Origin of the sequence: Paenibacillus mucilaginosus 3016 (genome assembly GCF_000250655.1) — a bacterium.
GTDB lineage: Bacteria > Bacillota > Bacilli > Paenibacillales > NBRC-103111 > Paenibacillus_G > Paenibacillus_G mucilaginosus.
The window spans coordinates 6,363,838-6,390,267 of the sequence record NC_016935.1; the positions used below are offsets into that span (position 1 = coordinate 6,363,838).

Consider the following 26,430-nt stretch of genomic DNA (forward strand, 5'->3'; position numbering starts at 1 on the left):
ATGCTCATGCAGGGACAAGCGGTCTATACCCGCATTCTGCTTCATTCGGATGCCGAGGCCTTGTGGCGTCTCAAAACGGAGAACCGCGGCTTCTTCCAGCCGTTCGAGCCCGTGCAGGACGAAGCTTCTTATACCCGTGAAGCCGTCAAAGAATATATATCCCACTCGCTCGCCGAACAGGAGCAGGGCGGCAGCTTCTCCTTCGGCATCTTCACGCCGGACGACGAGCTGATCGGCAGAGTCCGCCTCTCATGCATCGTGCGGGGGGCATGGCAGAACGCCAACCTCGGCTATATGCTCGCCGAGAGGTGGAACGGCCGGGGCCTGATGACCGAGGCGGTCGGGCTGACCCTGAAGTTCGCGTTCGAGCATGCGAACCTGCACCGGGTGCAGGCCGGCATCATGCCGCACAACCTGGGCTCGCAGCGCGTGGCCGAGAAGAACGGCATGCGCTTCGAGGGCCTGGCGGAGCGGTACCTGCGGATCGCCGGCGTCTGGGAGGACCACCGCATCTACGCGATCACCGCGGAGGAGTGGCGGGAGCGGCGGAGCGCGGCCGGGTAGCTGGCCTGTCGCCCGGCAGGCCGGGCCGCCTGGCACTTGGGGCCGGATGCAAGAGTCCATGCGCTCTCCGATCTGGTACCGTACGGAAGTGCGTTCCGGCTTGCACCCCGCGCCGCCTCCCCTGCGTTTTTGTCGGGTCTCTCATCCGCCGACACCTGACAACCCCAAAAGGCTGCCCCGCGACCGGACGAATCCGGTGCGGGGCAGCCTTTTGGGGCATGACTGCAGAGGAGCAGCAGGACTGCACGCTCCCCCGGTGCAAGAAGCTCGGCCTGCGGAAGCGCTAGGCCGTCTGGCGCAGACGTCCGCCTTCGATACGGTCCGCCGCAACAAAGCGGAAGAGCAGGAACACGGCGGCGGCCGACATCAGGGCGCCGGAGTAGAACGGCAGGCTGTGGCTGTAGTCGTACACGCCGGCGCCGAGCAGCGGGCCGGTGATGCGCCCGAGGCTGTCCATCGACGAGCTGAGGCCGGAGGCCACCCCCTGCCCGACCTTCGTCTTCTGCGTGATGAGCGAGGTGACGCAGGGGCGGATCAGCGCGTTGCCCGCCGCGAAGACGCTTAAGTAGATCGACGCGGTCAGCAGGGACGTCGAGAACAGAATGAGCACGAAGCCGATCGCCGACAGCACCAGTCCGATGCCGATCACCATGGACTCCTGTCCTCTCTTGATCAGACGGCGCACGACGCCGCCCTGGATCAGGGCGCCTACGATGCCGCTGACGGCGAACATGATGCCGAGCTGCTGCGCGTCCGCGCCGATCTTATCCCGCTGGAAGAGCAGGAGCGTCGCCTCGAGCCCCGCCAGGGAGAACGAGACGAAGAACGAGAGCACGTACAGGTACTTCAGCGGCCCGTCGAAAGCCTTCCAGCGCGATACCTTCGGCTCCTGCGGCTTGCGTCGCTTGTCCTCGGTCAGCGACTCCGGCAGCATGAAGAAGGCGAAGATGAAGGTCGCAAAGGCAAGCGCGGAGGCTGCGAAGAACGGAACCTCCGTGCCGAAGCCGCTCAGCAGTCCGCCGAACGCCGGACCGAAGATGAAGCCGAGGCCGATCGACATCCCGACCGCCCCCATGCCCTTCGTCCGGTTCTCCTCCGTGGTGATGTCCGCGACGTACGCCACCGCGCAGGCCGTAGCCGCGCCGGAGAACAGGCCGCCGAGAATCCGCGAGAGATACATCAGCACGAGGTTGTCCCCTGCGATGCCGAACAGGAAGAAGGACAGGCTGAATCCGAACGCCCCGGTCATGATCAGCGGACGCCGGCCCACCCGGTCCGACAGCGCGCCCCAGAAGGGCGACATGAGGAAAGAGGCGAGCGAGTACACCGAGAGCAGCAGCCCGAGGTGGAAGCTCCCGGCGCCCGACCCGGTAATGGCATCCGGCAGGACGGGGATGATAATGCCAAAACCGATAAAAATCGTCATCAGAAGAATCATGACGACACCCAGCTGTTTATTCATATGTGTGCAGGTTCCCTTCAAAGGAGGATAGGTATAGGGTCATGACCTCCGCAGCGCCGGCCGATGCCAAAAACAGGTGCGGGGTCCCTGTTATCGTACCATATCTTGAGAAGCGAATGAAACGCGCTGCCCGAAGATTAACAAAATCGACAAACCTTGTGCCCGTTCAAAGGTTTTTTAACGATTTCTGAAAACTGCTTGCATCCTCGTCCTATTTTGCTATACTCAGTTTGTTTGCTTTTTTCCAACAAATTTCGCACACGAAGGGTAGGGATGACCGTGGATCAAACGAAAACTCCCCTGTTCACCGCACTGAAGGAGCATGCCGGACGCAACCCGGTACAGTTTCACATTCCAGGACATAAGAAAGGTGTCGGCATGGACCCGGAATTTCGGGAGTTTATCGGCGACAACGCGCTGTCCATCGACCTGATTAATATAGCACCGCTTGACGACCTGCATCAGCCGACCGGCGTCATCGAGGAGTCGCAGCAGCTTGCCGCCGAAGCCTTCGGGGCGGATCATACGTTCTTCTCCGTCCAGGGCACGAGCGGCGCGATCATGACCATGATCCTCACCGTCTGCTCGCAGGGCGACAAGATCATCGTTCCGCGCAACGTGCATAAATCCGTCATGGCCGCCATCATCTTCGCCGGGGCGAAGCCCGTCTTCCTGAAGCCGGTCCGCGACGAGAACCTCGGCATCGAGCACGGCGTCACGACCAGCTCGGTAAAGCGGGCGCTCGACCGCCATCCGGACGCGAAGGCCGTGCTGGTCATCAACCCGACCTATTACGGCGTCTGCGCGAACCTCAAGGAGATCGTCGAGATCGTGCACGGCTACAACATTCCGGTGCTTGTCGACGAAGCGCACGGCGTGCTCATCCACTTCAACGAGAAGCTGCCGATGTCCGCGATGGAAGCGGGCGCCGATATGGCCGCCACGTCCGTACACAAGCTCGGCGGCTCGATGACGCAGAGCTCCGTGCTCAACATCAAGGGTACCCGCGTCAGCGTGCGCCGCGCGAAGACGATCATCTCCATGCTGACGACGACCTCGACGTCCTACATCCTGCTCGGCTCACTCGATACGGCCCGCCGCCATCTGGCGCTGAACGGACGGGCCATGGCCGACCGGGCGATCGAGCTCGCGAACTACGCGCGCACGGAGATCAACCGCATTCCGGGGCTGTACTGCTTCGGGGAGGACATCCTCGGCTCCGAGGCCACCTTCGACTTCGATCCGACGAAGGTGAACATCCACGTCCGCCACCTCGGCATCACGGGCTATGACGTCGAGAACTGGCTGCGCGACGAGTTCAACATCGAGGTCGAGCTCAGCGATATGTACAACATCCTCTGCCTCATCACGCCGGGCGATACGCGCGACAACGTCGAGTCGCTGCTCACCGCGCTGCGCCGCCTGTCCGAGGAGAACTACAACATCCGCCAGGCGAACGAGCTCGTGATCAAGAATCCGAAGATCCCGCAGCTGACGCTGACGCCGCGCGACGCGTTCTATGGCGATACGGAGATCATCCCGTTCAAGGAATCCGCCGACCGCATCATCGCGGAATTCATCTATGTCTACCCGCCGGGAATTCCGATCCTGCTTCCGGGCGAGGTCATCTCCCAGGAGCTTATCGACTACATCACGGAGCATGTCGAAGTCGGCCTCCCGGTCAAGGGGCCCGAGGACCGCAGCATCGAATTCGTCAAAGTGATTGTGGAGACGCCGGCGATTTTCTAAGCCTGATGTTCTATCCCTGCAGCATCCGCTTTTCCGTTCAAGGAACGGGAGGCGGGTGCTGTTTTTTTGTGAGCTGCAGCAGCGAGCAGGCGCAACCCTGAAGAGGCGGGTCCCGTCTGGTAAGCAAACAGCCTTCCGCAGGCGGTCCAGTCAGCGCCTGCGCCAGAAAGGAGTCCATATGAAGCTCCCCTCCCGCCCCATTCGTATCCTCCTCCTCTTCAGCAGCCTGCTCGCCGCGGTGCAGCCGCTTCCTCCGGATTCAGCCTACGCCTGTTCAAGAGGCGAATTCCCTGCTCCCCTGCAGGAGTATATGGACGCCGACGCCGTCTTCACGGCCGAAGTGATCTCGGACCGGAAAGTCTATTACGGCGGCAGTCCGATGCGCCAGCTCACCCTGGCTCCGGAGAGTCCCCCCTTTAAAGGCCAGGCTCCCCGGACCGTCTTGACGGCGCTTGACAGCGACCAGTGCGGAGCTTCTGCGGCCACCGGTGACCGGTATTTGTTTTACTCGCACCGCTCGGGCGGACTCCTTCACCGTATTTCGATCTTTGATATGAAGACGGCCCCCTCTCCCGGCGGACCGGCACCGGCAGGCCTTCACCAGCCCGCCTCCGCCGCAGGTCATCCCGAGCCGGCGTGGCACCTGTACTACAGGCCCGACGTACGCATCCATGGTGAAAAAGGACCGCTCCCTACAGAAGGCATGCCGGTGATCTACGATCACTCGCTTTATTTGCCGCTTTCCTTCTACCGCGGTGCTTTCGGGCTGGCCGCCGACTGGCTGCCGGAGGAGCACACGGTGAGCTTCCGCAGCACCGGTGCGGCCATTTCTACGACAGGGAGCGCCGCCCTTCCGGAAGATGAACATGCTGCGGCGTCCGGCGTTCCTTTCTTTCCCGGCATCCGGATCGTGTTCGACGGCACGGAAGTGCCGTCCTCCGAGGAGCCCTTCCTGCTCTGCGGCGAGCTGTACGTCCCTCTGCGCCCCGCAGCGGAGCAGTTCGGCTATGAGGCGGCCTGGACGGACGGGACGGTGGAGCTGTCCCCGCGCGCCCCTTTCGCCAGCGCAGCGGACGCCAAGCTGGCCCTGAAGCTGGTCTCCGGCCGCATGGACGGCCCCGATCTGGTGATGGAGCAGCTTGGCTCCGAAGGCTTCACCTACCGGATCCCGGAATCAGGGCATGCCGAAGAGCCCGATGCCCGTATACGTACCGGAAGCTTCAAGGATCTCACGGATCCCGATTCTCCCCTGTACGAACACGGCATCCGGCTGTTCCTGAGCTCCGCGGAGCGCGAAGCGGAGCTTGCCGTCGACGAAGCGCTGATCAGCCGCCTGCCGCTCGACCCAGTCCTGCGCACCAGGCTAGGGGCGGCGCTGGGGCGGCCGCTGCCGGAGCTTCCGGCCGGCTGGCTGCTGACCGAAGATCACCTGCCGGCGCCGGCGCGGCCGCTTTCGCCTTAAGCCGCACGCAGCGTTTGCCGCCTAGGCTTCCTCTCCGTCAATGCGCCGCTCGAGCCAGGCGACGGCGTCGGCAATCGCATGCTCGTTGTGATGCACGCCGCGGCGCTTCGCTTCGCTCAGCAGGTTCGGGTGTGCATTCGCCACGGCGATGCCTGTACCGGCCCGGCGGATCATCTCCAGGTCGTTGAGATGGTCGCCGAGCGCAATGGTGTTCTCCCGCGGAATGTCCAGCATGTCCATCAGGCGTTCCAGCGCATGCCCTTTGGTCGCCCCGAAAGGCAGAATCTCCAGGTACCGGTCGTCGGAGCGGACCCATTCGATCTCGGCCCCCTGCGTCTGCGCGACGATGGTGTCGGTGTATTCGTCGAGGAGCTCCGGATCCCAGGCGAACAGGATCTTGCTCCATGGCCCCGGCGCTTCGCCCGGGGAGGAGATCGGCCGCTCCGGGAAGCCTTCGATCCGGCGGTGGCGCTCCGTCATCAGATTGTCCTGCAGGAAGAACGGGATGTCCGCCCCCTGCGGATAAATCTCGATGCCGATGCCGGGAAACTTCGACTTCACGCGCTCGAGCACCCCGGCGCATGACACGGGAAGCGTCTGCTCCCATACGTTCTCGCCCCGCTTGAAGTCATGGATGACCACGCCGTTGTAGAGAATCGCCGGCGCATTGAGCGGCAGCCGGTCGGCATAAGGCTTCGCCGAGGCGGCGATACGGCCGGTCGCCAGCGTGAAGCGCCCTCCCTGCTCCGTGAACCGCCGGATCGCCGCCTCATTCTCCGGCGAGATCCGCTTCTCGCTGTCGAGCAGCGTACCGTCCATATCCGTCACCAGCAGATAGCCGGCAAATTTGTTCCTATCCATGTCTACATCCTCTCTCTCCGGCACGGGATTCGGCCTCACGGCTTCCCTGCCCTGGGCCTTGTTGTTTTCCCCGGGGGGGAATGCTATGATGTTGCTTGAGCACGTTTGCAGCATCATGTTGGAAGAACTTTTCGAAGTCCATTCATAGGCAGGTGCATTGATCATGGCGCAAAGCGCGTATATCAAATTCGTTGACGGTTCCGCCCGCTCCACCCTGACGCTGGACGAATTGAAGGCCCAGCTTGAGCACTACCGGGGCCAGCTCGCGCAGACCGGACGGCAGCTCGGCTGGGAATACGACGATGCCGGTTTCCCTTATACCATCGAAGAGAAAGCCGAGGGCGGGAACCGCTGGTTCTATCTCAAAGGCAAGAATCCGCTCTACAAGTACATCGTCATGGGCATCGGCTCGGAGCCGGCCGGTGAGACCGAGCGCCATTATGTCCAGGTTGTGCTTCCCGACGGCGCCACCCACGGCGACAAGTCGAAGGGCAATGAATTCTGCAAGTATTTCGGGCGTCTCTGGAAGGCTGAGCTGCATCTGTTCAACGGACGCACGATGTACTTCAATCCCCGCAAATGATCAGCGACTCGGGCCCGCTCCGGCCCGTGACACAGCCCTGCTTCAAGGCGTCCGGTCCCCGGCGTGCCTCAGGCAGGGCTATTGACATCAACGCCTTCCGCTCCGCACGAAAAACCCTTCCCGCCCACGAATGCGTGAACAAGAAGGGTCTTCAGACCATATCAGTTAGGGCTGCTCTTGTTCTTCTACAATCTCATTGTAGATAGCAACAACGCGATCCCACTCTTCTTCGTCTTCAATGCTTGCCAAGAAAGCTTCACCGTCTTCTTCCTCGATGCGGAAGATGACTCCGTCAGCCTCCACGTCATTGCGATCAAGAAGGACCGCATAAGCACGGTCGTTCGCTTCGAAGGTATATACCATCACCATCTCATGCTCTACACCGTCTTGGTCGGTTACGATAAAAATATCATCTTCATGATCATGGTCGCAGGAAGCGTCATGGATGTGATCGCTCATGGGGAAAACCTCATTTCGTCATTTAATTGAATGCTTCCCCCGTATCGTACCATGTGCCGTCCGCTCAAGTCAATGAAGACGGGCCCTGCAAGGGCCTCTGCGGCCTTATTCCGACGCGATTGTCTTCTCCGAAACGACGGTGTAGGCTCCGCCTTCGTCGGTCTGAATCGCGAATTTGACCTTGTAGCTGCCGGCTTCTTCGAAGGCTACATCGAACGGCCACGTGTACCAGAAACTCTCACGCTGGCCGACCACCGGCTTTTCATGAACTTGAACCTCCTCGCCGCTCGGGGATACGATCGAGAGCTTGAACGCCGTAATCGGCGTCGTCAGAGAGTCCACCTGCGCCACGACGGCGAATTCCAGGCTGTCCCCCTTCTTCACTTTGCCGAAAGGCTGCTCGATCGAGTAATCGTTGCTGATCTTCTTCGCCACAAACATATGCACGTTCGGTTTGTATATCGCAACGGTTTTGTTGGCGTCATCCCACTTCACCAGCGCCTGCAGCGAATCGGACAAGACGCGGACCGGGAACACCGTACTGCCTTTAATCAGAAAAGCGGGCGCCTCATTCTCACTGAAGGACTGTTCCGCATCATTAATCAATACTCTGGCTTTCGCGAAGCCTTCGTAATCGCCCCATAAGGAGCTGGCCACTGCCCCCGCTGTCCCGAACAGGGATAACGACAGCACCAGCGTCAGCAAGCGCGGCACTTTCATTTCGAGCAACCTCCATCATGTTTGGCATATCTGCTAGGTTATACTCCGGCCGTCCGCAAGAGTTGCGCGGATTCTTAAGAATTTCGTTTAAAAAAATATGGAAGCTCCTCAAGATGTAGTAGGTCTTCACGTTTCCGGGGACTTTTCAAACAAAATATGGTAACCCCATATTACAGCAGCAGAGCGAATGCACTCATCCCCGTCCTATAAATTTGACCAAGAATGACGAAGGCTGGGTTTTCCCGGGAAATAATATCGGATGATGCCGGCCCTGGAGCCTCCGTTTTGTGGTAAATTTCTCATTGAAGGAAAGCCTCCCGGCAGGTAAGATGGAGCGTAAGAAAAAATGCAGGGCTGCCAGCCCTATCCAGGGAGTGTAAGATCAAGCGCCCGGCCCCCCCATGATCATCATCAAGTTCCATGCCGGAACGCGAGAGCCGTGGTATACAGTTAGATGAGAGACAGAACATAGAGAGCGGAGGAAACACCCTTGAGTCTGACGATCCGGATGATCGGAACGGGAAGTGCTTTTGCAAAGAAATACTTCAATAATAATGCGCTGGTGGACGCGGCCGGCGGACGTCTGCTGATCGATTGCGGGGTGACCGCTCCGCATGCGCTCCACGCCCTGCGCATTCCGCTGGATACGCTGGATGCCGTGCTCATCTCCCATATTCACGCGGACCACATCGGCGGACTGGAGGAGCTCGCCTTCCAGCTGCTCTACATCCATAAGCGCAAAATCAAACTGCTCATTGCGGACACCCTCGTCGACGTGCTGTGGAACCATTCCCTGCGCGGCGGTCTTGAGAACCGGGAGGACGGTCTGGCCGGGCTTCATGATTACTTCGAGGTCATTCCTCTGCAGGAGGGCGTACCTTATTCCCCCTTCGACGGGCTCCGCCTGAAGCTGCTGCGGACCGCGCACATCCCGAACAAAGCGAGCTATTCCATCCTCCTTGGCGATTCGGTCTTCTACAGCGCGGATGCACGTTTCGATGCGGGACTGCTGCATTCGCTCCATGCGCAGGGAGTCCGGCATATTCTCCATGACTGCCAGCTGTTCTCCCCGGGGACGGTGCACGCCTCGCTCGACGAGCTGCTCACACTGCCGGAGGAGCTGCAGGAGAAGGTGCTCCTGATGCATTACGGCGACAATATGCCCGAGTATATGGGCCGGACCGGACGCATGGCCTTCATGGAGCAGGGCCGCGTCTATCCCCTTAACTAGGCGGCAGTCCACTTGTCCTTGGCACAGTCCTTTGAAATTGCCCAAGGGCCGATTGGGCCTTCCCGCTGTGCTCCCCTCGGACGCATCTCCGCTTGACTCGCCCGGGACCCTCTGCCTGAGCGGGTTCTTCCTTCCTATTCCTTGCCCGAACGCTGCGGCCGAATCCTCCCGCCGCACGGCCGGCGCGGATTCCATAGATGCTGCCCGGTTCTGCTCCGGCCTCGCCCCGGTCGGGACGCCTTCCCTGCTCTCGTATAGCGTTAAGCCCTGCACCCAGCCCGTTCCCTGTTCGGGCTTTTTGGCATGCACACCTTCCCCCCAGCTTCCATACAATGGCATGACCATGAGATGCAGACAGCCTTTTTCCAAATCGTAAGCGTCTTCATTCTGACGATAAAGTCTCTTTCGGCAGACAACCCGAATAGACTGTAGCAGTGGAGGCTTCTGCCGCTATGCACCCGGGGGCCGTCTCATCCCGCCGGGTTCCCACCCAAGCTCGACAGGAGGTTATGTATCATGAGCGCAGTAAAGGACATCTCTGTCCTGTGTGTCCCCTTTGATCTTGGGGCCGGACGCAAGGGCGTACGCCTCGGGCCGCATGCCATCCTCCAAGCCGGACTCGAACGCCGGCTGCGCGGGCTGGGCCTCCAGGTGGAGGTGCTGCAGCCGTTCCCTGTACCGCAGGCCGGCATATCCGAGCCCGCCGTCCGGACGGAAGAGGCCCTGCTCCACCTGGATGAGGTCGCCGGACTGAACGAGCTGCTGGCCCAGGCCGTCTGGGGCATTCTCGGGCGGGGACGGTTCCCGCTCGTGCTCGGCGGAGACCACAGCATCGCCATCGGCACGCTCGCCGGCATCGCGCCGCACCTCAAGAACCCCGGTGTGATCTGGTTCGACGCCCATTCGGATCTCAATACCCCCGAGACCAGTCCGTCCGGCAACATCCACGGCATGTCCCTTGCGGCCGCTCTCGGCCTTGGGCATGACCGGCTCGTGCGGATCGGCGGGATTACCCCGAAGATCAAACCGGAGCACACGGTCATCATCGGTGCCAGGTCGCTCGATCCCGGGGAGAAGGAGAGAATCCGGTCGCTGGGCATCCGCTGCTTCACGATGCACGAGATCGACAGGATGGGGATCTCCCGCGTCATGGAAGAAGCCCTGCACATCGCAGGTGCCGGAACGGACGGCATCCACGTCTCCTTCGACATCGACAGCATGGACCCCGGCGAAGCCCCCGGCACCGGCACCCCCGTACGCGGAGGACTCAGCTACCGCGAAGCGCACTGCGCGCTCGAGATGCTGTCCGAATCGGGCCTGGTCCGCTCGGCCGAGGTCGTGGAAGTGAATCCGGTGCTCGATACCGACAATAAAACCGCCCGGCTGGCGGCCGAACTCATGGGCTCGCTGCTCGGCCAGCGAATCTTATAGAACAAACCGGCGCCGTTTCCCCAAAGTACCGTCTGCCTTTCCCCGCATAAAGCGAAGCTCTCCCGGGCATGCTACTCTACCAGGAGGCGATACCTATGGAATCCCCTAAAGAACAAGTCGTAGCCGTACGCAAGAACGGCGACGGCGACATTGTGGAACTGAAGCTGTCCAGCGGCCAGGTGGTCGATTACCTCGAAGCCCAGGCCATGGCGAAGAGCGGGCAGATCGCAAACGTGAACGTATTCCGCGGACGCGACGGCGATGAGCATCTGCGCTCCAATGCGGATGGCGACCCGAGCAATAACCTGGATAACCTGCCGGGCTTCTAGCCCTTGGCATACGCGGCTTGCCTGTTCGAGACAGCCGGAAGGACACGATCCTTCCGGCTGTTTTTTTGTATTTTGCGTCCCTGCGTATAACCCTTCCGCCGATGTACGCCTACGTCCTTGCGTCCGCCCTGAACGAAAGCCCCTCCTTCTCCCGCAAACCGCAAGTGCCCACATATTCCGCAGCATTAGGAATGCATTCTCTGCATTCCCTTTTCACTATGTCTTCTAGGTTTCCCCCCACACACATACAAGCTGCCTTTTCCTGAGAAAGATGGTCATCATCTCCTTCCCTGCCCTGCCTTCGCTCCCCCGCCAGAACCTCCCTGAACTTTGCCTCTTCACAATCTTTTTGCCGCTGTCGATAAAAGTACCCGTGAGTTATTTACGAACACAACGACCGCTGCAGTCATCCGCTGCTTCCATCCCTAAACTTCCAGGAGGATACAGATGAAAAATTTGAAAGTCAGTGTCAAACTGCTGATTCTTACCGTATTGTCCATTCTGATCATTATCGGCATCGGCACCTTCGGCTATAACGCAACCGGCGACATGTCCCATGCTTCTTCCTCCATGTACGGGGACAACCTGGTGCCGATCTCCACGACGGCCCAGATCCGGATCAACAACCGGGCCATTGATACTTCCGTACTCGAGCTTATGCTGACGACAGACCCTGCGAGAAACGAGAGCCTGAACAAGAACATCCAGGACCGTGCCAAAAAGAACCAGGAGCTCACAGACGAGGTCGCATCCATGCTTAGATCGGAGGAGCAGCTCAAGATCTTTGCAAGCTTCAAAGAGCAGCTGCCTACTTATTCCGCTTCTACCAAGAAGGTCATCGATCTCGCCATGGCCAATCTGAATGAGGAAGCCTATGCGATCTACGTCCAGGAAACGTCTGTTCTTCGTGAGAAACTGAATGCAACGGCGTCGGAGCTCACCGAAGCTCTCCAGAAGGAAGCCGCGGCGAATAACGCCAACACGCTCCAATTGTCCGGCTTCATTCAGACCTTGAACCTCACGGTGGTCATTGTCTCCACGCTACTGTTCCTTGGCATGGGCTTCTACATCTCCCGGCTCATTACGCGTCCGCTGCGCTCCATTCAGGAGCTGATGGCCCAGGCGGAGAACGGCGACCTTACGGTGCAGGGCACCTACCATTCCAAGGATGAAATCGGGCAGCTGACGGGCTCGTTCAACACGATGGTCCGCGGACTTCGCGAGCTGGTCACGAAGATCAGTGACCAGGCCATGACCCTGTCCGCTTCTTCGGAGGAACTGACCGCAAGCAGCGAGCAGACGGTCCGCGCCTCGGAGCATATCGCTTCGGCTACGGGCGAGATGGCGGCAGGCTTCGATACGCAGGTGCGCACCGTGGCGGCGGCTTCCCGCTCCGTCGAGAGCATGCACGTCAAATTCACGGATATTGAAGAAAATGGTTCCGAAATGGCCCAGCTCGTGGGCAGCGCCGCTTCGGCAACCGATCAGGGCGTCCACGCGGTAAGCTCCATTCTCCGTCAAATGGGCGAGATCGAGAGCAGCGTATCGGAAACGCAGCAGCGAATCCTTACGCTCGGCGAGCGCACCGAACAGATCGGCACCTTCGTAACGACGATTAACGAGATTGCAAGACAGACCAACCTGCTGGCCCTGAACGCTTCTATTGAAGCTTCGCGGGCCGGGGATGCCGGACGCGGCTTTGCCGTCGTCGCGGAAGAGATCCGCAAGCTCGCCGACGCTACCAGCCAGTCCTCCAAGCAGATCGCTGATATTATTACCGGCGTTCAGGCGGAGAGCCACCGTGCAGTGGAGTCCATGAACCGCGGCGCCGAGCGCGTCGAGCAGGGCGTGAAGCAGAGCGGAGAAGTATCCGACGCGTTCGAGTCGATCGATACCGCCATCCGCCGCGTAAGCGAGAAGGTGCATGCCGTAGAAGCCGCGATCCGTGCGGTTGCCGCCGAATCCCGTGCCATTACGGAAGCGATGGAACAGGTGAACTCCGTATCGGAGCAGGGCGCCGCCAGCATCCAGCAGACGACCGCCGCCAGCGAAGAGCAGCTGTCCACTATGGAGGAGGTTGCCGGCTCCGCCCGTTCCCTGGCTCAGCTCGCCGAAGAGCTGCAGCACACCCTCTCCCGCTTCCGGGTGTAATCTTCATCTTCCTTGCCAGACCTGTACGCCCCCGCGTACAGGTCTTTTTGCAAATCTAAGAATTTAGATCTCTCCGCGGCTCAGGTGGAGCGAACCGCCAAAAAAGAAAGTGCTTGACAGGGAGATGCTGGCAGGATTTTAGGGCCGGGCACAGAATTTTTGTTTAAAGTAAAGGTACTGGGTGCACCTTCAGCATGAAGAAAGAGCCACACTCCCCCCGAGGCTCCCTTGTACCGCCGCCGCCGATTGAACGGGTACCTGAAGTCTAACCGCGAACAAAGAATACACAACACCGGGAGTTGGAGTACCGAATGAACGCGAACTGGATTTTCTACTTTTTCACAGGTGCAGTCTGTCTGTCTTCCCTGTACTATGATCAATCGCCGAATCCCGTACTGCTTGTGCTTGCGGCATCGGCGTATGCCCTCTCCCTGTTGAAGAAGCAGCCCGGCCTGCCGCTGCGCGGAGTGCAGCTGCTCCTGCTTGTCGTCTTTCACTACATGAGCGCTTCCTGGTGGATCCTGGTGCTCTACTATCTGCACATGAGCTTCCTCGCTTACCGGCTCCACCGTCTGTGGGCGGCCCTGGTGGTGAATGGCGCCCTAATGGCCGCCTTCTCGGCCGTCACGCTGATCCATACGCCGATTCACCGTGACACCTCCCTGCTCATCCTGTTTGCAGCCGTGAGCTGCCTGGCGCTCTCCTTCCTCTTCCGCAGCTACATCCACGATATCGAGAAGCAAAAACAGCGCCTGAGCAATGAGAAAAAACATCTCAGCACCCATGACGCGCTTACCGGACTCTATAACTTTCAGGAATTCCACCGTCAGCTCGAGGGGCTGGCGGGGGCCGGGAACCCTTTTATTCTCGTGCTCATCGATTGCAAAGACCTCAAGTCCCTGAACACTACGAACGGCTTTCAGGGCGTGAACCGCATCCTGAAGCAGGCCGCGCAGCTCCTGCGGATCATGTTCCCGGACGCTTGTCTCATCTCCCGCTACGGCGGAGACGAATTCGCCCTTGTCGTCCAGGCGGAGGACCTGGAAGAGAACCACCAGCGGATGACCCAGCTGCTCGCTTCGGAATTCCCCAGGCTTGCGGCCATCGAAGTAAATTTCGGCATGGCCTGCTACCCCCAGGAAGGACAGCACAAAGACGACCTGATCCTGGTCGCCGAACACAATCTGTATCTGATGAAGCGGGACAGCTGGCTGAAACGGGAGGAGCATATGCTGCGAAGCGAGAAGCTTCGTGTGGTGGGGGAGCTTGCCTCGGGCATGGCGCATGAAATCCGCAACCCGCTGACGACGGTGAAAGGCTTCCTGCAGCTGTCCAAAGCGGGGGATTACAACGTGGAACCCTGGTATGACCTCATCATGGACGAAATCAACCGGATGAGCATGCTGACGGCCGAGTTTCTTCAGTTCTCGCGGCCCCATGTCACCCAGTATAAGGTGCAGTCCATCACCGGCTGCATCCACCGGATCATTCAGCTGCTCGAATCGGAGTCCACGCGGCTCGGGCACGAGATTCATTTTGAACATCCCGGCCAGGATCTCCGGATGCTGATGGACCAGGACAAGATGCTGCAGCTGCTGCTGAACCTGGTCAAGAACGCCTACGAGGCCATGCCCGAACAGGGGATCGTCGACATTCGCCTCGGAGCCCGTGACGGGATGGCCGTCATCGAGATTGCCGACAACGGCAAAGGCATCCCCGAAACGGAACTCGATAAAATTTTTATACCTTTCTATACCACCAAAGATTCCGGCACCGGGCTCGGCCTTTCGATCTGCCACAAGATCGTACAGGATCACGAGGGTGTCATCGAGGTCGAGAGCGTGCTCGGCCTGGGCACCAAATTCACCATTACTCTACCGCTCACGGAAGCGGAAGAGCAGCCCGGCGAGCCGCTGATTACGACAAGCCGGCCAACGATTTCCGTATAAGTCCGTTCCACAGCTCGGCAGCCTGCTGAAGCGGATCATTGCGCCGCTCGGACGCGTAGCTGAGCCAGCCGACCGCCATGCCGAGGAGCGCACCGCCGAGCACTTCTTCCGGCAGGTGCCCCAGGCTCTCTTCCAGTTCTTCCTTGGGCTTATCCCCCGGCTCTCGCATCGCCGGGTTCGTAAGCTTGAGCAGAGCCGCACCGATATCGTTGACCTCTTCGGCGATCAGTCCGGCATGCCGGCGGATGCCCATGGCATCGTACATGACGATGAGGCTGAGAATCGTCGACAGGGCGAACGGAATGGAAGCGAATCCTTTCTTGAGGCCCACATAGGTGGCGAGCGACACTACCGCAGCCGAATGGGAGCTTGGCATCCCTCCGGTGCCGAACAGATCCTTCCACTCGATCCGTCCGGTCTGTCGCAGCTTCATCGGGACCTTGAGCGCCTGCGCGGCACCGATCCCGGCAATGGACGTCCATAACGCCCGGTTCATTACACATCACCCCCGGATTTAGCATCCGAAGCTTGCGCTGTTTCTATGCCTTCCATCGTCTCCTAGCTCCGGCCTTCGGCGGGAGCTTGTCTGCGTTTATTGGCGCGAAGCCGCATCCTGGGCGAGAGCTCTCCAGTAATCCTCCGCATGCCGGACCCGCAGCATATAGCCCGGCTCGATCCCCTCTGCCGCCAATTCCGCCTCGTCTACCGCCGATATCGTCAGCCGGTCCAGCAGGGCGCTCCATTCCTGCACGGACACCTCTCCCTGCAGCACTTCCTCCAGCGGATCGAGGCAGCGCGTCGAGAAGACGCCGTGCAGCGGGAACAGCCCCTGCTCCCCCTTCGGCAGGCAGGCGAGATTCCCCTCCCGGGTCATCCGCTCCAGAAGCCGCAGGGCCGCCTGCGGAGACACGCACGGCATGGCGTATCCCGTGACCCAGACCGCGTTATTCTGCGCCAGGGCCACTCCTGCATGCAGCCCGCCCAGTGGCCCCCGCCCTTCATAATAATCCGCAAGCACGCGAACATGCCTCGGCACATGCTCCAGATAGCGCCGCGGATCGTCCGTCACGAGGATGATCTCGCTGCAGCAGGATTCCATCACCTGAAGCTGGCGCTCCAGGATCGTGCCCTCCGCGTAAGGCAGCAGACCCGCTTCCCTTCCTCTTAACCGCCGCATGGCACCGCCCGCCAGAATGATTCCTGTCATCATGCTGTTCGTTTCCTCCTCTGGCTTCGAAAATAATCCTGTTCCCACTATACCGTCTTTCGCGCGGACTGCCTGTCACAACGGTCACAGCCCCCGCAGGAAAAGTTCGCCTGACGTGATAAGCGTCACATCAAGGCCCGGGAAATTGGGGTATCTTAAGAAGAAAGAGCTACAGCCCGGGGATCCCAGGAAGAGCAGGAGGGTGCTAGAACCATCATGACAGACACCAAACAAGGCGGCATGATCCGCCATAAAGCGAACTCGGAGTGCTTCTCCTCACAGAACCTCGACCGGCTCAAGGCAACCATGTACGAGATGAACGTAAAAGCCGGTGACCACCTCTTCTGGGAAGGCGATCCGGCTGATAAGCTGTACTATGTCAAAAGCGGAAGTGTGCGCATCACCAAGGACAGCGGTGACGGCAAACACTTTATTCTCTATACCCACGGGGAGGGAGACCTCTTCGGCCAGCTGGATCCGTTCCAGGCCTCCCTGCACAGCTTCAATGCCGAGACGCTGGAAGACAGTGTCATCGGGGCCATCCAGCAGAAGGATCTGGACACCCTCCTCTGGCAGCATGGCGACCTTGCCGTGGAATTCATGAAATGGATGGGACTCATGCACCGGATGACCCAGACCAAATTCCGCGACCTGATGATGTTCGGCAAGCCGGGTGCGCTCTGCTCCACGCTGATCCGTCTGTGCAACTCCTACGGGGAAAAGCAGGGCGACGCCATCCGCATCACCCGCAAGGTAACGAACACGGAGCTGGCCGAGATGATCGGCTCCACCCGGGAGAGCGTGAACCGGATGCTCAGCGACCTCAAGAAAGCCGATGTCGTCACCCTCGAGGGCGGGTATACCATCGTCAAGGATCTCTCCTATCTAAGGGACATCTGCCAGTGCGAAAACTGCCCGCTGGACATGTGCCGCATCTGATTATGCCTGGAAGCGGGTCAGCATCGAGATCGGGAAGCTGGCTTCTTCCCGGCCGTCCAGCGTTCCCCAGGCCATAATGCCGTTCAGGTAGACTACATGAAACGGCAGCTGCACGTTGTGCACTTTATACAGACCCGGCGGGAAATCCGCAGGATCGAGTGTATAGGACTTCGCCGTTTCATATTTGCTCTCAAGCACGGCCTTCTGGCTTGGGAATTCGGCCTGCTCCATTTCTTCGCGGAGCCTCTTCATTTCGTGTTCAATTTCTTCGCGTGTCATCTGACTGTACAGTTTCTTCATGCCTGCCGCTCCTTCCGAATATAACGCTCCGCCAGCGCCGTGAGCCGGAGCCCGTGCTCCGCGATCAGGCGCTGAATTTTGGCGAAGCCTGCAAGATAATACTGCGCCCGGTCCTCCGCCTCCACGCCCGCCAGGCTGCGGCCCAGAAAGTGCGGCACAAGCACCAGCCGCCGGAGCAGCAAAAGCTGCGGCAGCGCCTGAAGCTCCGCCTCCGTCAAGCCGGCTGCCCGGCCGTAGCCTTCCAGCGCCCGCTCCGCCGCCTGCCAGCAGGCCTCTTCCGCTTCCGGCGAACCGAGGCGGTCCGGCGGGAAGAGCTCGGCGAGGAAGACGCCAAGCTCCATCGCACGCCAATCCGGCGTAACGAATTCAAAGTCCAGGACCGCGGTGATCCGGTCACCGGAGGCCAGCATATTGCCGTACACGATATCGGAGTGTACGAGCTGTACCGGCAGCTGAAGCAGCTCCGGCAGTGACTGCTCCAGCCCGTCCAATGCATTGCGGACGCTTTCCGCCTCGTCCTTCATGCCCCGGCCGCTCATCTCCTCCAGCCATGTCCGCAGTACTTCCCGGCTTACCAGCGGATGGACATGGTAAATGTCATAATAAGGCTCGTACGCAGGGGCATCGGCAATCTTCACCTGCTCCAGTGCCGCCGTGAGCTGTCCTACGGCTTCGCCGGCCGCCAGGGCCACTTCCGGAATGTCGAGCTCCGCCCGCTCCCCTTCGATGTAATGGAACAGCACGGCCAGCTTGCCGTCCCCTGAGAATACATACGTTCCGCCTTCCAGAGACAGACAGGGCTGCGGTACGGCATAGGGCAGACGGGCTTCGCCCAGGGCCCGCAGCACGGCGTGCTCGAACGCCGCTTTCTGCTCGTCCGCATGATTTTCATAGATGCGGAGCACATAGAGTGCCCCGTTCATCCGTATGTATCGGGTCGTGTTGTTGACACCGCTCTCTTTTTCTTCGACAATCCATGACGGGCTTGTGAAGTATTTGGCAAGGATCGAGCTTATTCGCTCCTCGGATGTGCAGAACATGTCCTATTCCCTCGATTCATGTCACCTTATGTAACAAAGTTAGGATCGTTTTTTGCTAGAACTATTGTATAATAGAATTATCCGAAGAGGAAAGGGAGGAATAGATTCCGATGACGACTGAACTCATTATCGGCGACCGCAAAATTCCCGTTCGATTCATTTCGAGTGACCAGAAAGCGATTCCAAGGCTCCTGACCGTGCTGGAAAGTTCGCAGCTGAAGCAGTCGATGCCGTCCTGCCCTCCGATCCAAGAGATCGACCATATCGAAGTCATCGGCAACAACGCCGTCCTGTACGACTCTAAAGCCCGCAGCAGCGTTCAACTGCCGCTCTACTAAGAGCGGTTTTTTCATATTTAAGCATTTATATCTCACCAGGCCCGATTCTGTCATCTTAGATTTCGGATAACCGCCCTTTTGTCCTTAAAGCCGGTGAGGCCGATGATCCTGTTTCCTTTCATGCTATCATTTTACCGATTGCCCGCGATGAACGGCATGCGGTATAGTAGACATACCATTCCCCATCCGAACAATCAGGAAGGACGGTCCGCCACATGAGCGAACAACCCAACAAACGCCGTTTCTTCCGGCTGAAGCTTCAGCGGCCGCTGGGCGCCGAGCTGCGCATGGTCGGTGTTCATGACAGCCATACGGTGACCCGCACGATGAAGACGGCCCTGCTGGACCTCTCGGCGGGAGGAGCCCGGTTCATTGCAACCGACCCGCTCCCTGATGAGAAGCACCTGCTGGTCGAGCTGCGGTTCACTGCGCTCGGGAGGGATTACAAGCCCCTTGGCGTCATCGTCCGTACGGTGGATACGGGCGGCCATCCGCAGTACTGTGCGCAGTTCTCGCTGGACGAGCAGGATACCGCGACTCTCGCCAGCGTGATCAATCAGCTGTCGATCAAGCTGCGCCGCAGTCCCGTCCTCTCCTCCTGCAGCTTCGTGCCCGAGGAGGAACTGGAAGGACTCGGCCCCTTCTAACGGGCCCGGCCGGACATGCCTGCCACGAGGTACCGCTTGCCCGACTCCGTATGCCAGGACCAGCTGCGAAACAGCAGCTGGTCCGTTTTTAATTTGTCGTGAAGATCCTTCAGGCCAAGCACCGCCGCATCGATCCCGTACTTGCCGAAGACGGAGAACAGATAAGCGGTCCGCTCCGAGCCCAGCGTCTTCCCGTTCAGCTCTTCCATCACTTCTTCCTTGCTCTCGTCGACCAGAATCATCTCGGTCCACACGACGATCCGCCCATCCGGCTTCAGAAGAGACAGCAGCGTCTGATTGTATGCTGTTACGAGTGAATTTCGGAGCGACCGGATCGCTTCGATGACCGCCTTCCGCTCCGCCTCGGTATACTGCTCCACATAACCGTGGAACTGCGCCAGAGCATCCGCATAGAAGAGCTGGGTGTGCACGCCCGAAGATACGACGAGCGAGAACGACTTCTTGAGATGCGGCATGATTTCGATCCGCCTGGCTTCAAAGGCGCTGTCCCGAAGGAACGCGATCAGCTTGTCCGCCGGCGCCCCGCCGCTGAGCAGCTCTTCGTACCGTTCATAGAATGAGATCTGATCAAGCCCCGTATAATCCACGCGGGTCAGCGACTTGATCCGTCCTGCGGCGGAGCTGCCGGTGGACTCCAGCACCTCTTCGAGGACGTTGTCCTCCGTGTCCAGCACCGTCAGGCCCTGGAACTGCGTGCTGACATCCGGCAGGTCCACATCGCCGTGATTCCCGGCGCCCAGCACGGCCGCCTTCTCGCGCGGACCGAGCTGCGCGATGGTGTCATGAATCAGCCTCCGGATATGGTACCGGTGGGTCCCCCACTCCGCTTCCCCCCAATCGAGCGTTTCCTTCTCTATAGACTCGGCCGAATCAGCCGGGAGCTGCGGTTCCATTCCCCAACGAAAGTCTCTCATGCGCTTCCCTTCCCTTCAGAGGCTTGGTTTTCCTGTAATTATAGCATAACGATTCCGGCGAAACCTATGCGAACCGTCACAGCCTGTTCCCCTCAGGCAGGGAATCTTTACAAAAAATATATAGAGGTGTTGACAAGGGGGAGCTCCCTTGATATGATAAGAATCGTCCCAAGCAAAACGAGATCAGATTTGATCCGTTCCTATTATGACTTGTTAGCTCAGCTGGGAGAGCACCATCTTGACAGGGTGGGGGTCACTGGTTCGAGCCCAGTACAGGTCATCAAGAAAAAACCTCTTCGATTCTCGAAGAGGTTTTTTCTTCTGTTCTCATGTACCGGCTGCGCCCCAAATCTTACGTATAGGGCCATACACATTCCTCCGGCTGCTTATCCCACAGGAAGGCTAAGAATTCCGTATCTTCGAGCTGGTGCATCTCGCTTCGGTCCCGGTATGAGATCCGGCAGCACAACCGGGGCTCAATCCACTGGACCCCTCCCTCCTGCCGCACACGCAGCTCCCGGGCAGCCTGAAGAAAGCGATCCCGGTCCTCCACCGTGAGGCCCTTGGAGACCCGGCCCACCGGTTTGTTCTTCACGGTGCGGAACTGCAGGCCGACCACCAGCTCAAACGGCTCGGAGCGGCAGCCCAGGATGACCGTGTCGATCAGGCGCGGGTGCTTGATCTTGATCCAATCGGAGCTTCGGCGGCCCGGTATGTAGAGGGAGGTCTTGCGTTTCGCCACGATCCCCTCCAGCTCCTGCGCGGCCGTCAGCTCGTACAGCCGGCGGCCCTGGGCTTCCACCGACACGGTAGGCGTGAGGATCCCGCCGCCTCGCTGCAGCAGCTCCCCGAGCCGGGCCTTGCGCTGCGTCAGCGGCTCCTCCAGATGCGGCCGGTCCGTGCAGAGCACGTCAAAGGCCGCGAAGACGACCGGATGCGTCTGGCGGGCGGTACGGATCTTGGCGGCCTGGCTGATCCGCAGCCGGTACGCCCAATCGTCGAAGACGGGACGGCCGCCGCGCAGCACGATGCCCTCGCCGTCGAGGAGGACGGAGCGGACCGGGAGGTCCGCCAGAGCCTCCCGCAGCTCCGGCAGCTTCTCGGTCACGATGCGCCCGCTTCGCGTATAGATCTCGCAGCGTTCCCCCTGCTTGTGCAGCAGCAGGCGCCCTCCGTCCCACTTGGGTTCGAACAGGAACGCCTCGTCATCGAAGGGCTCGCCCGCCGCCTCAGCCGTCATCGGGGCGATTGCCGTCAACAGCATGGATGCTCCTCCTCTCTCCGGGGGATTCCTCCCCCGCCTCCTTGCTCCTTCAGGCGCCTCCCTTGAATACAGTTATGCCTTCGTCGCTAGGTGAGCTCGCTGACCACGGCCTCCGCGGCGGAGGCCAGCGCTTCTCCCGCAAGGAAGATCTGCATTCCCCGGCGTCCCGCGCTGATGCTGACCGGGTCCAGGGCGAGCGCCTTCCGGTCGAGATACAGCGGATAAGCCTTCTTGATACCGAGCGGCGATACGCCCCCGCGGATATATCCGGTCAGTCCCTGGATCTCTTTGACGGGCACCATCTCGACCTTCTTGTTGCCGCTGACGGCCGCCGTTTTCTTCAGATCCAGCTCTTGGTCCCCCGGGATACAGACGACCAGCACGCCGGTCTTATCACCTCGAAGCACCAGCGTTTTGAACAGCTGGCCCGCCGGCAGACCCACTTTGGCCGCTACCGTCCCCGCGTCCAGCTGTTCCTCCTCCCATGTGTATTCATGCAGGGTATACGCCACCCTCAGCTGATCGAGCAGCCGGCAGGCATTGGTTTTGGACGCCACAGGAATCCCCTCTCTTGTTTTCTTCTCAGTTCATTCCCTTTCCTCGCTTCCCCCTATCATACCATAATCTCCCCGGCGTCCTGCAGTCTGCTGTGTTCATGCAGTCTGGCAGCCAAAAAACAGCGTACGAAGCATGAGCCCGTACGCCGTCTATGGGTACAATCTGTCGGATCTTGTCCTTGTTCCCAGAAAATTACACAATCTTCCTATGATTCGACAATTTTCCTGCCCCTCACCGATTCAGGTTTGTCGAATGAGGGTAAGGGAGAATAACCGCTTCATCCAATGTTCTTTAAATATGTGTCATACTGCACCTTCCTGAAGCATACACTTTGTCTATAATTGTCATAATGTGAATAAAAGGAGACAACCCCTATGTACTATTGCATCGTATGCAAACAGCTGCATTCGTCCGAGTCGTCCCCGGATCACATGGTATTTACGACAGGCTTCCATTACGTTCATGACAACCTGTACCGTGCCGGTATGTGTGTTCGGCTCTCTAAGCGCGCAGAGACGCCCGCACCCGTAAACGTACTGCAGTCCACCTCGGCCTGATCTCATCCTCCCCGCGAGGACACGGCCGCATCGCTCTGCCGAACCCGTCCGCCGCCCTTTACCTTTCCCAGGCTTTCGGCACCGTCTTCGGACGCAGAGACCGCCTCTTCTCAAGCGGCGACCGCTTCTTCTTGGCTTCGAGCAGGGAACGGATCTCCATCATGAGCAGCCTCAGCCGTTCCCCTTCATCTCTTCCGTTCGTCTTCAGTTCATCGTACAGATTGCTCTTCACTGCCTCCAGCTCCTTACCCCGGCCCAGCCTCTATCCCGCAGGACAAGCTACGCACCCCTGCCCCGGAGCGGCTGATATGCCAATATTCCTCCGAGTGCAAAGCTGCGGACGGCCCTGCGCTCCGTACAATAGGCCAATACATAGCTTCCGTGCACCGACAAAATCCGGACGACCCGCTTCGTGAAGCGCTCGGCTCCATCGGAATAAATAAGCTCCACCATGCTTCCCTTGTACTTCTGCATCCAGGCTTCCAACAGCCATCCCTCCTCCGGAACAAGAACACCCGTTCTCTTGTAATCTTATTATGCCAAACATTCGTTCGTATTTCAAGTGGTACATTCCGCTCATTTTGGTGTAATATCTTAACAAAACGCCGATGCTAAGAGCAGGGGGAATCCTTATGAAAATCATGATAAGCGTGGAGGAAGCCATGCAGCGCGGGATCTGGCCGCAGCTGCTGAAGATGTTCGGACGGGACCCTGAGGAGGATTTCTGGCCGAAGGAAGAATTCATTCTCACCGAAGATCAGGCGGCGGAGCTCAATCTGATCCCCAGAGCCTGAAGCAGCGCATACAGCAAAGAGGCACCTCTCTTAGGAGAAGGCGCCTCTTGTTTTGTTCTTGGCTATGTACCGTCACCGTTTGGGCCGGCCGCGGCTTCCCCAATCGATGGAGCTGTCGCGCGGGTCCGTGATGTTAATGTCCTCATTGCGGACCGTCTGGAGCAGGTCGGCGATCGTCCGGTCCAGCAGTTCTCCCTTATGCCTGGAGAACAGCCGCCGCCGTTCTTTCATCAGAATCTCCACAATGAGCTTCTTCTGCTGTTTGCTGAGCAGCATGGCCCTCCCGCCTTACCGTGTGGATTGGAAGAACTCGATCCACTCTCCGTCCGGACCGTGGAAGAAGAAATACCGGGAGCCGTTCGGCAGCGTGATGATGTCCTCATCGATCCGCTTGACATCCAGCTTCCCGATCCGCTCGAACTCCTCTTCGATATCGTCCACCGTGAACGCCAGATGATGCACCTTGCCCTCCTGGGGAAGCCCGTCGTTATACCCCTGGATGAGCTCCACTTCCGTCTCCCCCTGTTCGCCGAAGCCGAGAAACGCCAGCTTGATGACGCCGTTCGTATGAAGCAGGGTGTCCTTCAGCTTGAGGCCCACCACTTTCTCATAAAACTCGACGGAGGTATCCATATCTTTGACCATAATGCCGATGTGCTCAATTCGGGTGCGTGCCACTTCGCCAGCTCTCCTCTCATATCCCTTGGTTTTCACCGTATTATACCATACCCGGCCTTGGCTCGGCTTCCTTCCGAGGATGCTGTCGTTCGCCTGAGCTTCCTCCCGGCTTGCCGTCAATGAGCCTTTAGGGCAGGATGCTTCTGGGCACCCCGCCGCTGTTGCAGGCATATAGTGGTAGAAAAACCAACAGCGATTCCCTAGGGAAATCGCCCTGAAAGGATGCGGCTGCTCCATGAACCGTAATGCGATACTTCGAGCTCTTGCTCCATCGGAGGCCGGATACGGCGCCTCCCCCTCTTCTCCTGTTCCCGGGCCCGCCAACGAAGCTCATACCCTCCAGCAGCTCCTTCAGCATGGCATAGACCCGGTCAGTGCCTCACGGATCGTGGAATCCTGGGAGGCCGGCGAGCTGTTTCCGCCGTACCAGAGCGGGTCGGTGTTCCATCTCTGGGGCAAGTACCTCGTATAACCGGCCTTCAGCTGTCATTGCGGGCCCGCAGCAGCTGCCGGATATGCTTCACCCGGGATTCCGCCCGGACGGAGCGGTTCGAGCCCACCTGAACCATGGAGGAGGAGGAGACGGCGGTTATCCGAACCCGGTCCACCTCGATCCGGGCACAGGTCTGTCTTGCGGTCAGGCTTACGGGCTGCTCTTCGGAAGGCAGCGGAATCGGCATAACGAACAAGGGAAAGTCTTCAAACTTTCCCTCATTCCCGTAATAACGAGGGATTTCCCGCTGCACGGCCAAAGCCAGTGAGACCGGTGCAAAATCGACCAGATCCCCTATCAGCAGCGTGGACGCATAGCCTATATCAATGACCCGGATGCTTCCGACGACGGAGGTCCTTATCCCGCTGCTCACTCGGGCTCCTCCGGGTTTAAGGGCTCCAGCGGACCGATAATCAGCGACTCAGGCGGTGTATCGAACACGCTGGAGAGGCGGATAAGGTTCGCATCACCGATCAAGAACAGGGAAGCACTCGCTACCCCTGTAATATGTACGTTGCCCACATGCAGCCCTTTGTTGTCCACGAACAGATTCATGTCCCACCCTCTCCCTTCAGATCAGCTTGCTTCTTCACAAAATACTGCTGCATCCCCCTGCGGACGTCTTCGATCACCCGGGTTTCGACCCACTTCTCCTGCTCCTCCGAAAGCTCGGGCTGTTCTGGATCCCCTGCGGATTTCAGATAATGATCAATCCTTGGCCCCACCTGGTTCTGGAGATCACCGATCATCATATTGTGAAAATCCTTGCCAAACTCCACGCCGTATTGGCGCTCGAGCTCACTGAGCTCAGCCGGACAGGACCGTTCCAGATAATCGAAAACGTTCTTCTGGATACGTGAGAAGGACTCGGACTTTGAGGTATTCGTGCGGATCGTCTCCCCGCCCGCGGTGGCATCCTCCAGGGAAGCCGCGCCAAGACCCGCGGGAGAGAGTCCCACATTCAGCGTTCCTTCGAGCGTATCCACCTTAAGCTGATCAAAATTGTATTCGATTTTCTCGATGGTAATCCCCTTCTGTTTCTTCAGCGTCTCCACTTCCTGTGCCAAGGATTCCACCCGCATCTCCAGCCAGCGGATTCGGTCCGTCTGCCAAGCCAGGTATTCGTTCAGCTTTCGGAAGTACGACTCGGGAGTCATGAGGTTCATCGATTATTCCTCCGTTTCACCTGGGTGATGGCAGCGGAACCAAAGGCAGGGGAGATTGTTCCTCCCCGCTTGCCCCCCCTTCAAAGCCCGGAGCCGGCCCGGTGAATCCGCCCGTATTGTATAAATTGGACAGCGATCGGATGGTGCCCGCCGTTCCAATCTGCAGAACGGATGAATTGGACACGGACCCTATTTTCAATTGGTGGATCACGATCTGTTGATGGATCACCAGCTGCACGACTCACACCACCGCCTTATCTGCCGACGTGATCGTAGAATCGGCGAAGTCCGCGTCATAGGTATTGGTTGTGCTGACCATATTATAAATCCGCAGTCCGTCGCCCGTATTGAATGAGCCTGCTCCGGCAAAGGTTTTGGCCGCAGAGTTCGGCGCGATTTGGATCGAGTCGCCAATATGCACTACGGAGCCTGTACCGACGTTGACAATCTTGATTGCACCTACGACTGCCGGCATGAGCAACACCCTATCCGTTATTGGATTTGATACAGTATATGATTCTGTGCCTTCAAGTATGTTTTTGGCGGGGGAGCGCTCCGCAGGC

General features: G+C 59.2%; 35 protein-coding genes and 1 tRNA gene. 16 read left to right on the top strand and 20 right to left on the bottom strand.

The annotated features are described in order from the left end of the window. A complete protein-coding gene (locus tag PM3016_RS26085) occupies positions 1-564 on the top strand; it encodes a GNAT family N-acetyltransferase (protein WP_014371512.1) in 564 nt (187 codons plus the stop codon). Positions 565-847: 283 nt separating this feature from the next. Here the strand turns inward: PM3016_RS26085 and PM3016_RS26090 are convergent, their stop codons facing one another. Then, a complete protein-coding gene (locus tag PM3016_RS26090) occupies positions 848-2,026 on the bottom strand; it encodes an MFS transporter (RefSeq protein WP_013917649.1) in 1,179 nt (392 codons plus the stop codon). Between the two features lie 279 nt (positions 2,027-2,305). On the opposite strand from PM3016_RS26090, the gene PM3016_RS26095 reads away from it, so the two are divergent. Then, on the top strand, positions 2,306-3,775 hold the full coding sequence (locus tag PM3016_RS26095) for an aminotransferase class I/II-fold pyridoxal phosphate-dependent enzyme (protein WP_014652238.1): 1,470 nt from the start codon (positions 2,306-2,308) through the stop codon (positions 3,773-3,775). A gap of 178 nt (positions 3,776-3,953) precedes the next feature. Next, on the top strand, positions 3,954-5,237 hold the full coding sequence (locus PM3016_RS26100; RefSeq protein ID WP_014371514.1) for a stalk domain-containing protein: 1,284 nt from the start codon (positions 3,954-3,956) through the stop codon (positions 5,235-5,237). Positions 5,238-5,258: 21 nt separating this feature from the next. Here PM3016_RS26100 and PM3016_RS26105 read toward each other — a convergent pair whose 3' ends face one another. After that, positions 5,259-6,098: a Cof-type HAD-IIB family hydrolase gene (locus PM3016_RS26105; RefSeq protein WP_041618750.1), complete on the bottom strand. Its 840-nt coding sequence runs from the start codon at positions 6,096-6,098 to the stop codon at positions 5,259-5,261. Positions 6,099-6,261: 163 nt separating this feature from the next. Between PM3016_RS26105 and PM3016_RS26110 the strand changes: the two genes are divergently transcribed. Then, a complete protein-coding gene (locus tag PM3016_RS26110) occupies positions 6,262-6,681 on the top strand; it encodes a DUF1885 family protein (protein ID WP_013917653.1) in 420 nt (139 codons plus the stop codon). A 165-nt stretch (positions 6,682-6,846) separates the two neighbouring features. Here the strand turns inward: PM3016_RS26110 and PM3016_RS26115 are convergent, their stop codons facing one another. Continuing rightward, positions 6,847-7,140: a DUF1292 domain-containing protein gene (locus tag PM3016_RS26115; protein ID WP_013917654.1), complete on the bottom strand. Its 294-nt coding sequence runs from the start codon at positions 7,138-7,140 to the stop codon at positions 6,847-6,849. A 105-nt stretch (positions 7,141-7,245) separates the two neighbouring features. Beyond that, complete coding sequence (locus tag PM3016_RS26120) at positions 7,246-7,860, bottom strand: stalk domain-containing protein (protein ID WP_013917655.1); 615 nt, start codon at positions 7,858-7,860, stop codon at positions 7,246-7,248. A gap of 490 nt (positions 7,861-8,350) precedes the next feature. Between PM3016_RS26120 and PM3016_RS26125 the strand changes: the two genes are divergently transcribed. From PM3016_RS26125 to PM3016_RS26145, 5 genes are all read left to right on the top strand, one after another. Next, a complete protein-coding gene (locus PM3016_RS26125) occupies positions 8,351-9,091 on the top strand; it encodes an MBL fold metallo-hydrolase (RefSeq protein ID WP_014371516.1) in 741 nt (246 codons plus the stop codon). Positions 9,092-9,607: 516 nt separating this feature from the next. Then, positions 9,608-10,522 carry an arginase gene (rocF, locus tag PM3016_RS26130; RefSeq protein ID WP_013917658.1) on the top strand — a complete coding sequence of 305 codons (915 nt, stop codon included), beginning with the start codon at positions 9,608-9,610 and terminating at the stop codon, positions 10,520-10,522. Positions 10,523-10,617: 95 nt separating this feature from the next. Then, positions 10,618-10,851 (top strand): DUF3892 domain-containing protein, encoded by a 234-nt coding sequence (locus PM3016_RS26135; protein ID WP_014371517.1) that lies wholly within the window; start codon positions 10,618-10,620, stop codon positions 10,849-10,851. Between the two features lie 447 nt (positions 10,852-11,298). After that, positions 11,299-13,002: a methyl-accepting chemotaxis protein gene (locus PM3016_RS26140; RefSeq protein ID WP_014371518.1), complete on the top strand. Its 1,704-nt coding sequence runs from the start codon at positions 11,299-11,301 to the stop codon at positions 13,000-13,002. Between the two features lie 311 nt (positions 13,003-13,313). Then, complete coding sequence (locus PM3016_RS26145; RefSeq protein WP_014371519.1) at positions 13,314-14,951, top strand: sensor histidine kinase; 1,638 nt, start codon at positions 13,314-13,316, stop codon at positions 14,949-14,951. Here PM3016_RS26145 and PM3016_RS26150 read toward each other — a convergent pair. Both PM3016_RS26150 and mobA read right to left on the bottom strand, forming a co-directional pair. Next, on the bottom strand, positions 14,920-15,447 hold the full coding sequence (locus PM3016_RS26150) for a divergent PAP2 family protein (protein ID WP_014371520.1): 528 nt from the start codon (positions 15,445-15,447) through the stop codon (positions 14,920-14,922). The two genes, PM3016_RS26145 and PM3016_RS26150, sit on opposite strands and share 32 nt — an antisense overlap. Before the next feature lie 96 nt (positions 15,448-15,543). Further along, positions 15,544-16,161, bottom strand: a complete 618-nt coding sequence (gene mobA / locus PM3016_RS26155) for a molybdenum cofactor guanylyltransferase (protein WP_014371521.1) — start codon at positions 16,159-16,161, stop codon at positions 15,544-15,546. Between the two features lie 213 nt (positions 16,162-16,374). Between mobA and PM3016_RS26160 the strand changes: the two genes are divergently transcribed. Continuing rightward, complete coding sequence (locus PM3016_RS26160; protein WP_013917664.1) at positions 16,375-17,097, top strand: Crp/Fnr family transcriptional regulator; 723 nt, start codon at positions 16,375-16,377, stop codon at positions 17,095-17,097. Here PM3016_RS26160 and PM3016_RS26165 read toward each other — a convergent pair whose 3' ends face one another. Both PM3016_RS26165 and PM3016_RS26170 read right to left on the bottom strand, forming a co-directional pair. Then, positions 17,098-17,397, bottom strand: coding sequence for a YfhH family protein (locus tag PM3016_RS26165; protein WP_014371522.1), 300 nt, complete (start codon positions 17,395-17,397; stop codon positions 17,098-17,100). Then, positions 17,394-18,437 (bottom strand): phosphotransferase, encoded by a 1,044-nt coding sequence (locus tag PM3016_RS26170; RefSeq protein ID WP_014371523.1) that lies wholly within the window; start codon positions 18,435-18,437, stop codon positions 17,394-17,396. Before PM3016_RS26170 ends, PM3016_RS26165 begins: the two co-directional genes overlap by 4 nt. A gap of 110 nt (positions 18,438-18,547) precedes the next feature. Between PM3016_RS26170 and PM3016_RS26175 the strand changes: the two genes are divergently transcribed. Next, entirely contained in the window at positions 18,548-18,775 is a 228-nt protein-coding gene (locus PM3016_RS26175; protein WP_014371524.1) for a hypothetical protein, read from the top strand. A gap of 215 nt (positions 18,776-18,990) precedes the next feature. Beyond that, positions 18,991-19,422 carry a PilZ domain-containing protein gene (locus PM3016_RS26180; RefSeq protein ID WP_014371525.1) on the top strand — a complete coding sequence of 144 codons (432 nt, stop codon included), beginning with the start codon at positions 18,991-18,993 and terminating at the stop codon, positions 19,420-19,422. Here the strand turns inward: PM3016_RS26180 and PM3016_RS26185 are convergent. Next, complete coding sequence (locus tag PM3016_RS26185) at positions 19,419-20,357, bottom strand: hypothetical protein (protein ID WP_014371526.1); 939 nt, start codon at positions 20,355-20,357, stop codon at positions 19,419-19,421. The genes PM3016_RS26180 and PM3016_RS26185 overlap by 4 nt on opposite strands. Before the next feature lie 207 nt (positions 20,358-20,564). Here PM3016_RS26185 and PM3016_RS26190 point away from each other — a divergent pair. Further along, positions 20,565-20,637 (top strand) — tRNA-Val (locus PM3016_RS26190). A 72-nt stretch (positions 20,638-20,709) separates the two neighbouring features. Here the strand turns inward: PM3016_RS26190 and PM3016_RS26195 are convergent. Next, a complete protein-coding gene (locus PM3016_RS26195; RefSeq protein ID WP_014371527.1) occupies positions 20,710-21,621 on the bottom strand; it encodes an ATP-dependent DNA ligase in 912 nt (303 codons plus the stop codon). Positions 21,622-21,707: 86 nt separating this feature from the next. Further along, positions 21,708-22,178 (bottom strand): Cys-tRNA(Pro) deacylase, encoded by a 471-nt coding sequence (ybaK, locus tag PM3016_RS26200; protein WP_014371528.1) that lies wholly within the window; start codon positions 22,176-22,178, stop codon positions 21,708-21,710. A 375-nt stretch (positions 22,179-22,553) separates the two neighbouring features. On the opposite strand from ybaK, the gene PM3016_RS26205 reads away from it, so the two are divergent. After that, complete coding sequence (locus PM3016_RS26205) at positions 22,554-22,736, top strand: DUF3973 domain-containing protein (protein ID WP_013917672.1); 183 nt, start codon at positions 22,554-22,556, stop codon at positions 22,734-22,736. Positions 22,737-22,794: 58 nt separating this feature from the next. On the opposite strand, the gene PM3016_RS38840 is transcribed toward PM3016_RS26205, so the two are convergent. Beyond that, positions 22,795-22,968, bottom strand: coding sequence for a hypothetical protein (locus tag PM3016_RS38840; RefSeq protein ID WP_013917673.1), 174 nt, complete (start codon positions 22,966-22,968; stop codon positions 22,795-22,797). Positions 22,969-23,015: 47 nt separating this feature from the next. Continuing rightward, positions 23,016-23,222 (bottom strand): WYL domain-containing protein, encoded by a 207-nt coding sequence (locus PM3016_RS26210; protein ID WP_013917674.1) that lies wholly within the window; start codon positions 23,220-23,222, stop codon positions 23,016-23,018. A 146-nt stretch (positions 23,223-23,368) separates the two neighbouring features. Between PM3016_RS26210 and PM3016_RS38845 the strand changes: the two genes are divergently transcribed. Next, complete coding sequence (locus PM3016_RS38845; protein WP_013917675.1) at positions 23,369-23,530, top strand: hypothetical protein; 162 nt, start codon at positions 23,369-23,371, stop codon at positions 23,528-23,530. A gap of 72 nt (positions 23,531-23,602) precedes the next feature. Here the strand turns inward: PM3016_RS38845 and PM3016_RS26215 are convergent, their stop codons facing one another. Together PM3016_RS26215 and PM3016_RS26220 are read right to left on the bottom strand one after the other, a co-directional pair. After that, entirely contained in the window at positions 23,603-23,806 is a 204-nt protein-coding gene (locus tag PM3016_RS26215) for a hypothetical protein (protein WP_013917676.1), read from the bottom strand. Between the two features lie 12 nt (positions 23,807-23,818). Next, positions 23,819-24,208: a VOC family protein gene (locus tag PM3016_RS26220; RefSeq protein WP_014371529.1), complete on the bottom strand. Its 390-nt coding sequence runs from the start codon at positions 24,206-24,208 to the stop codon at positions 23,819-23,821. A gap of 235 nt (positions 24,209-24,443) precedes the next feature. Here PM3016_RS26220 and PM3016_RS26225 point away from each other — a divergent pair, with 235 nt between their 5' ends. After that, positions 24,444-24,680, top strand: coding sequence for a hypothetical protein (locus PM3016_RS26225; protein ID WP_013917678.1), 237 nt, complete (start codon positions 24,444-24,446; stop codon positions 24,678-24,680). Between the two features lie 7 nt (positions 24,681-24,687). Here PM3016_RS26225 and PM3016_RS26230 read toward each other — a convergent pair whose 3' ends face one another. The 5 genes from PM3016_RS26230 to PM3016_RS26245 are packed head-to-tail and all read right to left on the bottom strand — an operon-like array spanning position 24,688 to position 26,342. Further along, the gene (locus tag PM3016_RS26230) at positions 24,688-25,074 is read right to left on the bottom strand and encodes a spore germination protein GerPE (RefSeq protein WP_013917679.1); all 387 of its coding nucleotides are present in this window, start codon (positions 25,072-25,074) and stop codon (positions 24,688-24,690) included. After that, entirely contained in the window at positions 25,071-25,256 is a 186-nt protein-coding gene (locus PM3016_RS26235; protein WP_013917680.1) for a germination protein GerPD, read from the bottom strand. Before PM3016_RS26235 ends, PM3016_RS26230 begins: the two co-directional genes overlap by 4 nt. Next, entirely contained in the window at positions 25,253-25,867 is a 615-nt protein-coding gene (locus PM3016_RS26240) for a spore germination protein GerPC (RefSeq protein WP_013917681.1), read from the bottom strand. Before PM3016_RS26240 ends, PM3016_RS26235 begins: the two co-directional genes overlap by 4 nt. Before the next feature lie 16 nt (positions 25,868-25,883). After that, positions 25,884-26,105, bottom strand: coding sequence for a spore germination protein GerPB (locus tag PM3016_RS37585; RefSeq protein WP_013917682.1), 222 nt, complete (start codon positions 26,103-26,105; stop codon positions 25,884-25,886). A 3-nt stretch (positions 26,106-26,108) separates the two neighbouring features. Continuing rightward, the gene (locus PM3016_RS26245; RefSeq protein ID WP_013917683.1) at positions 26,109-26,342 is read right to left on the bottom strand and encodes a spore germination protein; all 234 of its coding nucleotides are present in this window, start codon (positions 26,340-26,342) and stop codon (positions 26,109-26,111) included. Positions 26,343-26,430: the final 88 nt, after the last annotated feature.

Excerpts from the sequence above, each read along its gene's own strand:
- PM3016_RS26085 (WP_014371512.1), top strand. The coding sequence starts at position 1 with ATGCTCATGCAGGGACAAGCGGTCTATACCCGCATTCTGCTTCATTCG.
- PM3016_RS26090 (WP_013917649.1), bottom strand. The coding sequence starts at position 2,026 with ATGAATAAACAGCTGGGTGTCGTCATGATTCTTCTGATGACGATTTTT.
- PM3016_RS26100 (WP_014371514.1), top strand. The coding sequence starts at position 3,954 with ATGAAGCTCCCCTCCCGCCCCATTCGTATCCTCCTCCTCTTCAGCAGC.
- PM3016_RS26105 (WP_041618750.1), bottom strand. The coding sequence starts at position 6,098 with ATGGATAGGAACAAATTTGCCGGCTATCTGCTGGTGACGGATATGGAC.
- PM3016_RS26110 (WP_013917653.1), top strand. The coding sequence starts at position 6,262 with ATGGCGCAAAGCGCGTATATCAAATTCGTTGACGGTTCCGCCCGCTCC.
- PM3016_RS26115 (WP_013917654.1), bottom strand. The coding sequence starts at position 7,140 with ATGAGCGATCACATCCATGACGCTTCCTGCGACCATGATCATGAAGAT.
- PM3016_RS26120 (WP_013917655.1), bottom strand. The coding sequence starts at position 7,860 with ATGAAAGTGCCGCGCTTGCTGACGCTGGTGCTGTCGTTATCCCTGTTC.
- rocF (WP_013917658.1), top strand. The coding sequence starts at position 9,608 with ATGAGCGCAGTAAAGGACATCTCTGTCCTGTGTGTCCCCTTTGATCTT.
- PM3016_RS26135 (WP_014371517.1), top strand. The coding sequence starts at position 10,618 with ATGGAATCCCCTAAAGAACAAGTCGTAGCCGTACGCAAGAACGGCGAC.
- PM3016_RS26140 (WP_014371518.1), top strand. The coding sequence starts at position 11,299 with ATGAAAAATTTGAAAGTCAGTGTCAAACTGCTGATTCTTACCGTATTG.
- PM3016_RS26145 (WP_014371519.1), top strand. The coding sequence starts at position 13,314 with ATGAACGCGAACTGGATTTTCTACTTTTTCACAGGTGCAGTCTGTCTG.
- PM3016_RS26150 (WP_014371520.1), bottom strand. The coding sequence starts at position 15,447 with ATGAACCGGGCGTTATGGACGTCCATTGCCGGGATCGGTGCCGCGCAG.
- mobA (WP_014371521.1), bottom strand. The coding sequence starts at position 16,161 with ATGATGACAGGAATCATTCTGGCGGGCGGTGCCATGCGGCGGTTAAGA.
- PM3016_RS26160 (WP_013917664.1), top strand. The coding sequence starts at position 16,375 with ATGACAGACACCAAACAAGGCGGCATGATCCGCCATAAAGCGAACTCG.
- PM3016_RS26165 (WP_014371522.1), bottom strand. The coding sequence starts at position 17,397 with ATGAAGAAACTGTACAGTCAGATGACACGCGAAGAAATTGAACACGAA.
- PM3016_RS26170 (WP_014371523.1), bottom strand. The coding sequence starts at position 18,437 with ATGTTCTGCACATCCGAGGAGCGAATAAGCTCGATCCTTGCCAAATAC.
- PM3016_RS26175 (WP_014371524.1), top strand. The coding sequence starts at position 18,548 with ATGACGACTGAACTCATTATCGGCGACCGCAAAATTCCCGTTCGATTC.
- PM3016_RS26180 (WP_014371525.1), top strand. The coding sequence starts at position 18,991 with ATGAGCGAACAACCCAACAAACGCCGTTTCTTCCGGCTGAAGCTTCAG.
- PM3016_RS26185 (WP_014371526.1), bottom strand. The coding sequence starts at position 20,357 with ATGAGAGACTTTCGTTGGGGAATGGAACCGCAGCTCCCGGCTGATTCG.
- PM3016_RS26195 (WP_014371527.1), bottom strand. The coding sequence starts at position 21,621 with ATGCTGTTGACGGCAATCGCCCCGATGACGGCTGAGGCGGCGGGCGAG.
- PM3016_RS26205 (WP_013917672.1), top strand. The coding sequence starts at position 22,554 with ATGTACTATTGCATCGTATGCAAACAGCTGCATTCGTCCGAGTCGTCC.
- PM3016_RS38845 (WP_013917675.1), top strand. The coding sequence starts at position 23,369 with ATGAAAATCATGATAAGCGTGGAGGAAGCCATGCAGCGCGGGATCTGG.
- PM3016_RS26215 (WP_013917676.1), bottom strand. The coding sequence starts at position 23,806 with ATGCTGCTCAGCAAACAGCAGAAGAAGCTCATTGTGGAGATTCTGATG.
- PM3016_RS26225 (WP_013917678.1), top strand. The coding sequence starts at position 24,444 with ATGAACCGTAATGCGATACTTCGAGCTCTTGCTCCATCGGAGGCCGGA.
- PM3016_RS26235 (WP_013917680.1), bottom strand. The coding sequence starts at position 25,256 with ATGAATCTGTTCGTGGACAACAAAGGGCTGCATGTGGGCAACGTACAT.
- PM3016_RS26240 (WP_013917681.1), bottom strand. The coding sequence starts at position 25,867 with ATGAACCTCATGACTCCCGAGTCGTACTTCCGAAAGCTGAACGAATAC.
- PM3016_RS26245 (WP_013917683.1), bottom strand. The coding sequence starts at position 26,342 with ATGCCGGCAGTCGTAGGTGCAATCAAGATTGTCAACGTCGGTACAGGC.